General features: G+C 61.0%; 9 protein-coding genes. 4 read left to right on the forward strand and 5 right to left on the reverse strand.

Going from position 1 to position 11429, the window contains the following annotated elements; translation table 11 throughout:
* Positions 1-75 precede the first annotated feature (75 nt).
* Positions 76-822, forward strand: a complete 747-nt coding sequence (locus IEV88_RS09930) for a M48 family metallopeptidase (protein ID WP_188158594.1) — start codon at positions 76-78, stop codon at positions 820-822.
* 2 nt (positions 823-824) lie between these two features.
* On the opposite strand, the gene IEV88_RS09935 is transcribed toward IEV88_RS09930, so the two are convergent.
* From IEV88_RS09935 to IEV88_RS09945, 3 genes are all read right to left on the reverse strand, one after another.
* Positions 825-2918 carry a transglycosylase domain-containing protein gene (locus IEV88_RS09935; RefSeq protein WP_188158593.1) on the reverse strand — a complete coding sequence of 698 codons (2094 nt, stop codon included), beginning with the start codon at positions 2916-2918 and terminating at the stop codon, positions 825-827.
* A 467-nt stretch (positions 2919-3385) separates the two neighbouring features.
* Complete coding sequence (locus IEV88_RS09940; RefSeq protein ID WP_188158592.1) at positions 3386-4570, reverse strand: OmpA family protein; 1185 nt, start codon at positions 4568-4570, stop codon at positions 3386-3388.
* A 207-nt stretch (positions 4571-4777) separates the two neighbouring features.
* A complete protein-coding gene (locus IEV88_RS09945; protein ID WP_188158591.1) occupies positions 4778-5659 on the reverse strand; it encodes an RNA polymerase factor sigma-32 in 882 nt (293 codons plus the stop codon).
* A gap of 263 nt (positions 5660-5922) precedes the next feature.
* On the opposite strand from IEV88_RS09945, the gene IEV88_RS09950 reads away from it, so the two are divergent.
* The 3 genes from IEV88_RS09950 to IEV88_RS09960 all read left to right on the forward strand — a co-directional run bounded on the left by IEV88_RS09950 (position 5923) and on the right by IEV88_RS09960 (position 9650).
* Positions 5923-7287 (forward strand): NAD(P)/FAD-dependent oxidoreductase, encoded by a 1365-nt coding sequence (locus IEV88_RS09950; protein WP_188158590.1) that lies wholly within the window; start codon positions 5923-5925, stop codon positions 7285-7287.
* 1 nt (position 7288) lies between these two features.
* Positions 7289-8098, forward strand: coding sequence for a DUF1365 domain-containing protein (locus tag IEV88_RS09955; RefSeq protein WP_188158589.1), 810 nt, complete (start codon positions 7289-7291; stop codon positions 8096-8098).
* Positions 8099-8231: 133 nt separating this feature from the next.
* Complete coding sequence (locus IEV88_RS09960) at positions 8232-9650, forward strand: serine hydrolase domain-containing protein (RefSeq protein WP_188158588.1); 1419 nt, start codon at positions 8232-8234, stop codon at positions 9648-9650.
* Between the two features lie 165 nt (positions 9651-9815).
* Here IEV88_RS09960 and IEV88_RS09965 read toward each other — a convergent pair whose 3' ends face one another.
* Positions 9816-10586, reverse strand: a complete 771-nt coding sequence (locus IEV88_RS09965) for an SDR family NAD(P)-dependent oxidoreductase (protein ID WP_188158587.1) — start codon at positions 10584-10586, stop codon at positions 9816-9818.
* Between the two features lie 25 nt (positions 10587-10611).
* Entirely contained in the window at positions 10612-11295 is a 684-nt protein-coding gene (locus IEV88_RS09970) for a DUF6134 family protein (RefSeq protein WP_188158586.1), read from the reverse strand.
* Positions 11296-11429 lie beyond the last annotated feature (134 nt).

The raw sequence follows: 11429 nt of genomic DNA on the forward strand, positions 1-11429 counted from the left end.
ACGCGGCCCCGGGACGGGGGGATGCCACACAAACCGCGCTTGACGGGAGAGGCGCAGACGCAGAGACTCAGGCGCATGACCCTTCCCCGGGAGAAATCCCTCAAAGTTGCACCGCCGGAATCGAGCGCCGGGCCGAGCGTGCGCATCGGCGAGCGTCTGTTGCCGGTCGATGTGCGCATCAACCGCCGTGCGCGGCGGCTGATCATCCGCGTCGATGCGCTGGGCGGGCGCGTCTTGTTGACATGCCCGAGCAAGCGCTCCGTACCCGACGGGCTTTCCTTCGTGGAAAAACGCCGCAGCTGGATCGCGCAATGCCTGGCAGAGAGTCCGCAGACCCAGCCTTTTCATGACGGGGCGAGCGTGCCGGTTCGCGGCATAGAGCACACGATCCTTCACGCGCCGGGGCAGCGAAAGGCGGTCCGGGCGGAGGACCAGACGCTCTATGTCGGCGGCGCGCCGGAATTCCTGGCCCGCCGGGTCGAGGACTGGCTGAGGGCCGAGGCACGGCGCGAATTCTGTGCCATCGCCGACGCGCTTTGCGACAGGATCGGTGTCGTCCGTAAACGGATCACCGTGCGCGACACACGCTCGCGCTGGGGATCGTGCTCGTCGGCAGGCGCGATCTCGCTGAGCTGGCGGCTGATCATGGCGCCGGAACATGTCTACACCTACGTCGTCGGCCATGAAGTTGCGCATCTGAAGCACATGGATCATTCGCCTGCCTTCTGGCGCGTCGTCGATGAGCTGATCGAGGATCGCCGCCCGGCGCAGGACTGGCTGAAGACCCATGGCGCCAGCCTTTACGGCATCGGCGCGCGCTGATCTCAGCCGCCTGTCCCTGACTCCGGGCCGGGACCGGCCGCGGCCGGTTCTGCGAGCTGACCGTTGAGGAAGGCGCCGAGCTCATCACCCTGAGGCAGGGTGCTTGCCGCCGCCTCCTCTTCAAGCACGTCCGCGACGAGATCGTCCATGCTCACCTGCGCCCGCGGGAGGGGACGGTCTGCCGGTGGCGGCGCGGTCATTTCATAGCTGGCGTCATAGGGCACAGCAGGATCGGCCGGCATATCGTTGCGGCTGAACAGGCCGCGGAACTGGTCGAAGATCGACGGCAGGAAGGGCTGCGGCTGCCATGGCGTATAGGGCAGGTCCGGCCGGTCATCGAGGACGGCGATCATCATGTCCTTCCACAACAGCGCCGGCGCGCCGGACCCGCTGACCGGCGCCCAGCCATCACGCATCGGTGTGTAGTCGTCCCTGCCGAGCCAGACGACGCCGGTCACGCCCGCCGCATGGCCGGCGAACCATGCATCGCGGCTTTCCTGAGTGGTGCCGGTCTTGCCCATGGCGACATAGCCGGGCAGCGCCGCCGCCTTGCCCGAGCCGTCAGCAATGGTCTGGCGCAGCATGTGGTTGAGGGCGATCAGGTCGTCCTCGGCGACCACGTAGCGGCCTGGCCTGGTCTCGCGGGCATAGAGCACCTTGCCGCTCTCGGTATAGATCGAGGTGATGATATAGGGCTGCGCCGTGACACCATGATTGGCGAAGGGCAGATAGGTCGCGGCGAGATCGAGCGGCGTTGCCTCGTTGACCCCCAGAGCCAAAGCCGCGCCGGGGTCGATATCGCCGGGGAAACCGAGCCGCCTGGCGACGGCGACGACCTCGTCGCGGCCGGTCTCCTCCTGCAGCCGGATGGCGGCGGCATTGAGCGAGCGGGCGAGCGCCTCGGCCATCGGCACGGCGCCGTAATACTTGTCGTTATAATTGGACGGCGCCCAGTCTGACAGCTCGACGGGCGTGTCGAGGATGATATCATCGGGCCGGCGGCCATCCTCGAGCGCGGCGAGGTATACGAATGGTTTGAAGGCAGAGCCCGGCTGGCGCAAGGCGTGGGTAGCGCGGTTATACTCGCTGCCGGCATAGTCCTTGCCGCCGATCAGCAGGCTTACGGCACCATCCGATTCCAGCGCGACCATGGCGACCTGCACATCGGCGGCGACGCGGGTGTCGCGTTCGGTCAGGGTTTCGATCGCTGCCTGGGCCCGTTTATGCGCCTCGAGATCGATCGTCGTATGGATGATGATGTCATGCTTGAGTTGCGGCATGATCTCGTTCAGCGCGGCCATGGCGTAGTCGGTTGCATAGGGCGCCGGATTGCGGCGTCGCGAGACCGTGGCGATGCGCTGGCTGGTAATCGTTTCGGCGTCTTCGGGCTTCAGATAGCCGGCATCGACCATGGCGGCGAGCACGACCCCGGCCCGGGCGCGGGCCGCATCCGGGCTGGCCGACGGGGAGTAGCGTGACGGCGCCTTGAGCAGGCCGGCGAGCATGGCCGCTTCGCCGACCGTCAGGTCGTCCGGCTTCTTCTCGAAATAGCGCTCCGATGCGGCGCTGATGCCCCAGGTGCCGGCACCGAAATAGACATTGTTGAGATAGAAGGCGAGGATCTCGTCCTTCGAATAGGTCATCTCCAATTGCAGGGCGAGCAGCATTTCCTGCATTTTGCGCTTGATCGTCCGGTCGGGCGTGAGAAAGACGTTCTTGGCAAATTGCTGGGTGATGGTCGAGCCGCCCTGGCGCACGCTGCCCTCGCGCAGGTTGACGATCAGGGCACGGATGATTGCCACCGGGTTGACGCCCCAGTGGTGATAGAAATTCCGGTCCTCTGTCGCCAGAAACGCCTGCACCACATGCGGCGGCAAGCCATCGACCATGACCGGCTCGCCATGCAACTGGCCATAACGGGTGAGGAATTCGCCGCGCACATCGACAAGGGTGATCTGCGCCGGGCGTTGCAGATGGTCGAGGGCGCTGAGCGGCGGCAGATCGCGGCTGTAGTAATAGATCGCGGCGAGGGACAGGATGAAACAGCCGAAGCCGACGAAACCGACGCGGAAAGCGATGCCCCCTGCCCTTCTCACCCAGCCCGGCAGGCCGGGCCGCTGAGGGCGTCTTCTCGTGGACGCCCGGCGCGACGTGGCACGGCCGGACGCCGACTTGCGGGCCGCGCCAGCCGCGGTTCTCTTGACCGGCGCCTTGCGCGGTTTCGCGGCGGGTTTCGCAGCGGACTTCTTGCCAGACTTCTTGTTTGAATTCTTGCTGGAATTTTGGCCAAGCTGAGGGATCAGCCTGTCAACCAGAGACTGACTGCGGCCTTTGCCTGCACCGCCGCGCGACCGCGCGGACGCCGCCCGCGCAGGAGGACGCCGTCGCGGTGTCGAACCGGAACGGGAAGACGGTTTTCTGGCCATAGCCCGCAGCTTTGAGCGCGCGGCTTAATACATGATTAAGCAAACCGGGCCTTGCGGAAATATCGCAATCCTGAAAAGCGGCACAAAAAAACCGGCGCGGAGGACCGCGCCGGTTTCTTGATCGGAATTTGACCCGATTAGAAGTCGAAGAGAACTTCCGTACGGCGGTTGAGCGGCTCGCGAACACCGTCAGCCGTCGGCTTGGCGGGGTTGCTCTCGCCCAGGGCCTGGGTCGTGATCAGGCCGCCGGAGATGCCGTTGGCAACCAGCGCTTCACGAACAACGGCGGCCCGGCGAGCGGACAGGGCGTTGTTGTAGGAAGCAGAACCGGACGTGTCGGTGTTACCCTGAACGGTGACGCCGGAGATGTCATACTCCATGGCTTCAGAAGCCTTGGCGGCGATCAGGTCCTGAGCGGCGACGCTGAGGTTCGATTTGTCGAAGTCGAAGTAAACGACCAGATCCAGATCATCAGGGATCACGTCGTCTTCAACGATTTCCGGCTCGGGCGGGCAGGAGGCGGTCGATACGACGCGGCTGCCATCCCAGCAATCCTTGTAGGTTACCGGCGGCTCTTCTGGCTCTTCGACAACCGGTGCCGGAGCACCGAAGTTCCAGCGCAGACCAGCGGTCAGCTCTTGAGCGCGGTAGCCAGCTTCGATCGGGGTAACCGGACCGTTGATGGCGGCACCGTATTCGAAGGAATCAGTGACCAGGTAGCGGTAGCCGAGATCGACGTCGACCGTGTTGGTCAGGTCGATTGTAACACCGGCAAGCGCCTGAGCGGCCGAGGCGAAGTCCTTGTCACCCATGACGATCAGATAGGGCTGACCCGGGCCGGTAGCCGGCGTCGGAACGATCGAGGAGTTGCTTGCTTCCGGACGGATGTAAGCAGCACCGACGCCAACACCGAGATACGGGGTGAAGCGGGATTCGTTGTAGAAATCCTTGAAGACGTTGACCATCAGCGTGTTGACGGTGAGGTCACCGATGCTGCCGCCGCCCGGAAAGCCGACAAAGCCAAGGCCATCGCCCGGCAGCTCATCGATTTCCTGAGTGCGTGTGGTCAGTTCCAGCTCGGCGCGCAGGCCGTTCTGCAGATATTTACCGAAAGCGCCGTAGATGTTCAGCGACTCATCGAGGTCGTAATTCGTGACGAAGGAATAAGGAACGGCACTGCCGGTATCCTCGAAATCGTTTTCGTCGTTGGAAAAGGTGTAACCGAAGCCGAGTTCGCCGTAATAGCCCTGGTCCTGGGCAGAAGCTGCCGACACCATCGCTACGGAGCCAGCGGCCGCCAGTAGTGCAAGTTTAAGTTTCATAATCCCCTCCTGTAAGGTGACTGCATAGTAGTGCATCGCAACGCACAATTAAACCAATAAGTCCTGTTTAGCTAGTCCAAGACTGGATGAGCAACAGGTTTTTCCGGAAATTCGTTCCCCGAAAATCCATTTACCATGACATGTTGCATAATCGCCGCGGTAAAACAAGAAGACCAGGTCCGGTGTGCCGCCCTTAAACGAGTCAAGTTAGGCATTTTCAAGGCCGATATAGGCCGCATGGCCTTCTGATGTTAAAGTATTTCTGAGCTTGCCGATCGCCTGCTTTTCGATTTGTCTGACGCGCTCCTTCGACAGGCCAAGATCAACGCCGAGTTGAGACAGCGTTACTTTATCACTGTTGAAGAACCGCTCATTGATGATCGTCTTCTCCCGGGCGCTGAGCTGGTCCATCGCCGACCGCAACCATTCGCTGCGGCGCTTCTCGTCGATGGAAGAACTGGCAACATCTTCGGGCAGGTCGCGCTCATCGGGAATCAGATCCTGACGCTCGGTATCGCCTTCCTCGTTGAAGGTGGCGTTGAGAGACATGTCCTTGTTGCGCAGACGGCCGGTCATGAAATCGAGATCGTCTTCCGTGACCTTGAACCGCCTGGCGATGGTCTCGCGGGTCTCGCCATTGCCATTGCCGCGATCGACTTCCTCGATCATGGAGCGGATGCGGCTGAGATTGAAGAAGATCGTCTTGTGCGCGGACTTCGAACCGATGCGAACGATCGACCAGTTGCGCAAGACATAATCCTGCATCGAGGCGCGGATCCACCAGCCAGCATAGGTGCAGAAGCGAACTTCGCGGTCGGGATCGAATCGCTTGGCGGCTTCGAGAAGGCCGATGCCGCCCTCCTGGATCAGGTCAGCGAGAGGAAGGCCGTAACCGCGGAACTTGATGGCGGTGGAAACCGCCATGCGCATGTGCGCTTCGGTCAGCTTCGCGAGGGACTTCTCGCATTTCTTGTCACGCCATCGAACGGCGTAACCATATTCTTCTTCCGGCTCGAGCAGGGGCGCGGTCATCGCCTGCCGGATCATGTCCTTCACGTAGTCGCGTTCGGCATAAGCGGTAGAAGCCATGGTGTTCCTTTCCTGCGCAATGGTGCGATAACAGCCGGTACGTCAAAGAGTTCGAAAAATTTCTCGTCAGGGAACTGTTCGGTAAAACTTGCCCGGATAGGCATCGGGACAATCTACCGAAACTCCGCCCGTGCAAATTCACTCCCATTCACAACCACGTTATCTGCTGGCTCTTTGTCCGTTTGTGCCAACGTAACAACGGGTATACGAACTGTAGAGGGCCGCTTCTTCGCGAGCCATAACGCGCAAGGCAATAAAGTCAGATGAAAATAGCAATTATCGGGTCGGGCATTGCGGGGCTCAGCGCTGCCTATGCCCTGTATCGTGACCACGAGATCACCCTGTTCGAACAGGACGACAGGTTAGGCGGGCATTCCCATACGGTCGACATGCCGGACGGGTTCGGCGGGCAGGTTGCGGTCGACACCGGCTTCATCGTCTACAACACCCACAACTATCCCAATCTCGTCCACCTGTTCGACGCGACCGGCGTTGCCACCGAGGCGAGCGACATGTCCTTCGCCGTGTCGATCGGCAAAGGCAACACGGAGTATTTCGGCGACATGCCCGGCATGTTCGCCCAGCGGCGCAATTTGTTGCGCCCCAGTCACTGGCTGATGATCCGCGACATCATGCGCTTCTACAAGGAAGCACCCTCCTATCTGGAGAAGGCGCGGGAAGCGGATCTGTCAATCGGCGAGCTGCTTGCAGGCCTCGGCTATTCGTCGGCTTTCCGCTATCGCCATTTGCTGCCGATGGCAGGCGCGATCTGGTCGACGCCGGTCGAGCAGGTGAACGAGTTTCCGGCGGAGAGTTTCATCAATTTCTTCCAGAACCACCGCTTGCTGGAGATGGACCTGCAGGCGCGGCCGGTATGGCGCACGGTGAGCGGCGGCAGCCGCAGCTATGTCGACAGGATCACACGGCTGTTCGCAGACCATATCGCCATGGGCTGCCCGGTGCGCTCGGCGCAGCGCACCGAGGATGGCATCGACATCTCCTTCGGCGCGGAAATCCTCGAACAGGCGACTTTCGACGAGGTGATCTTTGCCTGTCACCCCGACCAGGCGCTGGCGATCCTCGGCAGCGGGGCGAGCACCGCCGAACGAGATGTTCTCGGCAGTATCGCCTATGAGAAAAACCGCGCCATTCTGCACACGGATATCAACCAGATGCCGCGCCGCAAGCGGGCCTGGGCGAGCTGGAACTATATCGCGTCGCGCGAGGCCCATGAAGACGGCCCCTCCCCGGTTGCGCTGACCTACTGGATGAACAAGCTGCAGAATCTGAACACGGCCGAACCGGCGCTGCTGACCCTCAATCCGCTAGAGGAGCCGGACCCGGCCAAGGTGATCGGCGAATGGTCCTATGACCACCCGCAATTCACCCGCGCCGCCCTGCGCGGCCAGCGCACTCTGGGCGAGATACAGGGCGCCGGCGGCGTCTGGTTCTGCGGCGCCTGGTGCGGCCATGGTTTCCACGAGGATGGCGCGGCGGCGGGCTTTGCCGTTGCCAAGGCGCTCGGTTCGCCGGTGCCGTGGAGCGACAGGATCACCGAGATGAGCCCGTCAGCCGAGAACGCCGCGCCGCTTGCGCCGCCCTTGCGCGGGGTCTATGCCGCTGAGTAGGATGAGCAACGAGACGACAGGCCTTGAGAGCAGGATCTATCCCGGCGCGGTATCGCACCGGCGGATCAGGCCTGTCTCCCACCGCTTTGCCTATCGCGTCTTCTCGCTGCTGATCGATATCGACGAGCTGCCGCGGCTTGATGCCGCCCATCGCTGGTTTGCCCATAACCGGCTGGCGCTGATGAGTTTCCATGACAAGGACCACGGGGCCAAGGATGGCCGCCCGCTGCGGCCCTGGATCGAGGAAAAGCTGGCCGAAGGCGGGTTCGGTTTCACGCCGGGGCGGGTCAAGCTGTTATGCTTTCCGCGCCTGTTCGGCTTCGTCTTCAACCCGCTGTCCGTCTGGTTCTGTTATGACACGGATGATGTGCTGCGCGCGGTCCTCTATGAGGTGCGCAACACGTTCGGCCAGTGGCGCGGCTACATGATGCCGGTCGACGCCGACAGGGCGCCGGGGGAAATGATCCGCCAGGCCTGCGACAAGGAATTCTACGTCTCGCCGCTGATGGAGATGGATTGCCGCTATCACTTCACGCTGGCGGAGCCCGGCGAGAGACTGAGCATCGCCATCCGCGAGACCCGGGCCGACGAACGCACATTGCTGGCGGTGCAGACAGGGACGGCGCAGGCGTTCAATGACAAGAACCTGTTGCGCACCTTCCTGTCGCACCCGCTGATGTATTTCAAGATCGTCGCTGCGATCCACTGGCAGGCGATCCGTACCTTGATCAAGGGGGCGCCGTTCCGCGCCAATCCGCAGACCCAGACCGGCGATGTGCTCTATCCCGCCCGCGAGAAACCGGCGGAATGATGCAGAGGCAGCACAGCGCTAGCGCCAATTGCCGATAGCTGTGCCAATGCAGCATCAGAATTTTCGTAGACCACCGCCGGCATTGCCTGTACCTTCATAATGAAGAGAGATTGAACGGGGAATGCAGGTGGCCATGACCAAGTTGCTTCTTACCTTGGTGGCGTTATTTGCCATCGCCTCTCAACCTGACCAGACCGTCGACGGCGAGATTGCAGACGTTGAAAAACTTACTGTGTCTCGACTGAATGAAACGGGCGGTCTCGGTGTGGTATTCACCCTTATCGATGAGCATGAGATCAAAGCCACTCGAGCGTTTGGGCAGGCCAATACCAGGGGTGATGCAATCAGTGCAGAGATGATATTCGCTGCAGCATCAATGACAAAGCCAGTTACTGCGGTTTCCATTCTTCAGCTGGAACATGAGGGAAAAGTTGATCTTGATGCTCCCGTCTCGCGCTATTTGCCATGGTTTGTCGGTCACGAGCCCAAACTGGCCGTCCGCATAAGGGTACGCGATCTCCTAAACCACCGAAGCGGCTTTTCCCGGGCATCGGGTGTGCGCAACGGCATGCTTGCCGGTGACATACCAACGGAAGACCCCGACAAGTTCAGACGGATAGTCAATGCGACACGGCTGGTTCACCAACCTGGCGATACCTTCGAGTATTCGAACCTGAATTTCCACCTGCTTGGCCAGATTATCGAGGCGGTGACCGGTGAGACTTATGCCAATTACATCGAGGCTAGTGTTTTTTCCCCGCTAGGACTTAGTGCTAGCAACATGAATTCGCTTCCCCGAGGTCACGCCTCTGCCGGACAGCACCGAATGATTTTTGGCATGCCGGTAGCGCTGAAGAGAGATCGAGCCATTGCTGGTGCCGCCGGCGGGCTTTTCACCACAACTGACGATTATGCCCGGTTCTTGATTGCCGTTGCCACAGAGGATGAAAGACTTCTCCCGTCCGGCACATTGGCCCGCATTCTCAGTGAACCCTCGGGAGCTTACAGGCTTGGATGGCAGATAGCAGAATCCAGTGACCACGGAACAATTATTTTTCACAATGGCTGGGCGTTCGGTGGATCATCGACTGGTGGCATTGCGCCAGCAACCGGACGTGGGTTCGTATCGATGACCAATGCTGCAGAAGGATATATTGCCGGTGATACGCCGGCAATCACAGATCATCCACGGGCGTTAGCCTTTGGAAATCCGGTTGGGAAGCCACGCAGCTTCTGGTTTCAAAGGGGTCTCTTTGCGACAGTCATTCTTCTGGCAGTTGCTCATCTATTCTGGTTCTGGCATCTGAGCCGTGACAAAAGTCGGCCACACGCTGCCATACTCATCATCGCCAGCGGCGTACAGGCGACAGCCGGATTGGCGATGCCTCTGCTGCTGCCACGGCTTTTTGCAGGCGACTTCCGCTCGACGCTGGACCTTTATCCCACGGCAGCAACCGCATTGCTTATCGCAGGTGCTGCAATGATTGCCGTATCGCTGATGCGGTTTAAGGGTTTGCGTTCACAGGAACTGAAAAGGCTTATACTCCGGTAACACACGGTCCTTCTCCTAAATTTCGATCATACAGAATCATCGGAGTTGCCAAACTAGATCGTTTCAGCATTCTGTGGAAACGCTGAAACGACCCAGCCTCCTTGTTTGTCGCGTTTCCTGACGGTGAACCGGTTTCCACTTCACCGGGAAACGCTGTAGTGCCTGTTAATCATCCGGCATGAAATTCTTCGTCACCGCCAGGGCGATGGGCGATGGCAGGATGCCGAGCGTCTTGGTCAGCAATGCCATCTGCCACGGGAAGGTGACGTGGAAAGTGTCGCTGCAGATGCCTTTATACATGGCCTGCGCCCCGTCTTCCAGCTCCATCAGGAACGGCATGTCGAACTCGTTCTTGTCGGTCAGGGGCGTCTTGACGAAGCCCGGGCAAATGACCTGGATGTCGACACCGGCCTCGTCCAGTTCCGGCTTCAGCGCCTCGCACATATTAATCAGCCCGGCCTTGGTCATGCCATAGGCGGCGGAGGTCGGCAGGCCGCGATAGCCGGCAACGGAAGCGACGACGGAAATCTTGCCGCGCCCGTCGCGCATCATCGTCGGCAGCAGCGCCTCGATGCAGTTGACCGTGCCCATCAGGTTGATGTCGGTCAGCAGCCTGAAATCGTCTGCGGAAAAGCTTTTCGCCCGCACCGGCTTGTGGGTGCCGGCATTGAGCACGGCGACGTCGATGGAATGGAAAACACCGCGCGTCTTTTGCATCGCCGCGGCGATGCTGTCGCGGTCGGTGATATCGCAGGGCACGGCGAGGATCTCGCCTTTCAGGTCCTCCGCCTCGCGTGACAGGGCGTCGAGGTCGTCCTCCGAGCGGGCGGAGGCGGCAACGCGCCAGCCATTGCGGGCCATGATGAGGGACAGGGCCCGGCCAATGCCGGAGCTCGCCCCGGTGATCCAGGCAGTCTTGTTCGGGAATGTCGGCATATCAGAAATTACTCGGCTTTCGGTCTCAGCTTTCGGGATCGATCGGCTGATACTCTATGTAGCTCCCGTCGAACTCGAAGGCGAGTTTGCGCAGGCGTTTGTCGGCATAGCACAGGGTCAGGTCGAGATCGCCGGACAGCTCGTAGCAATCCGCGCCAAGGTCCTCGTCGCGGGTCATGACCGCCTCGTTCTGCTCCATCAGCGTGCCGCGCTGGGTGTCGAGAAGCGTTGTCGCGTGGACAATATCCATGTCCCAATAGCTGGTCGGGACGATGCCGGGCGCCGTCTCCAGCCTGCCCTCCATGCCGTCGACGACAAACAGGTCCCCTTCCAGCATGCCGGACACGGCGAAATCATCGCCATTTTCGGTTGTCTCTGTCTCTATGGCGACAAGCCGTCCATCGCGCCAGGTCTCCCGGTTCCGGTGCTCATAGCGATAGAGGGGGAGAGGCCCGAAGGAGACGTCGATATCGATACTGATCACGGCATGCAGGTCGTCGCCATCGCGGGAGAATTCGATCTTATGGTCGCCGATGCGATTGCCGTTGCGCGTGATGGCGAAGGCGTAATCCTGCGGCACCGATGCGGCGCGCGCCATTTCCTCGGGCTCGTCGGCCGCCGCAGCCGGCAGCGCCACGCCGGCAACAGAGAACATGGCACCGGCAGCGGCCAGCCGAACAGCGATATTATGACCAATCATACGCGACATTCCTGATCCCCTGAAACTTTCCCTGAAAAATACTGGCACGATAACAGGTAGTTACGCCGCCGGTTTCGAAAAGGTTGCCGCGCGGGCAGACTATTGCCCGACATCGCCCGGAAGGGGCAGTAAATGCTTCGCCG

Origin of the sequence: Aquisalinus flavus, from assembly GCF_014640095.1 — a bacterium.
Lineage (GTDB): Bacteria > Pseudomonadota > Alphaproteobacteria > Caulobacterales > Parvularculaceae > Aquisalinus > Aquisalinus flavus.

Coding starts and splice junctions, on each gene's coding strand:
- IEV88_RS09930 (WP_188158594.1), top strand. CDS start 76: ATGACCCTTCCCCGGGAGAAATCCCTCAAAGTTGCACCGCCGGAATCG.
- IEV88_RS09940 (WP_188158592.1), bottom strand. CDS start 4,570: ATGAAACTTAAACTTGCACTACTGGCGGCCGCTGGCTCCGTAGCGATG.
- IEV88_RS09945 (WP_188158591.1), bottom strand. CDS start 5,659: ATGGCTTCTACCGCTTATGCCGAACGCGACTACGTGAAGGACATGATC.
- IEV88_RS09950 (WP_188158590.1), top strand. CDS start 5,923: ATGAAAATAGCAATTATCGGGTCGGGCATTGCGGGGCTCAGCGCTGCC.
- IEV88_RS09955 (WP_188158589.1), top strand. CDS start 7,289: ATGAGCAACGAGACGACAGGCCTTGAGAGCAGGATCTATCCCGGCGCG.
- IEV88_RS09960 (WP_188158588.1), top strand. CDS start 8,232: ATGACCAAGTTGCTTCTTACCTTGGTGGCGTTATTTGCCATCGCCTCT.
- IEV88_RS09965 (WP_188158587.1), bottom strand. CDS start 10,586: ATGCCGACATTCCCGAACAAGACTGCCTGGATCACCGGGGCGAGCTCC.
- IEV88_RS09970 (WP_188158586.1), bottom strand. CDS start 11,295: ATGTCGCGTATGATTGGTCATAATATCGCTGTTCGGCTGGCCGCTGCC.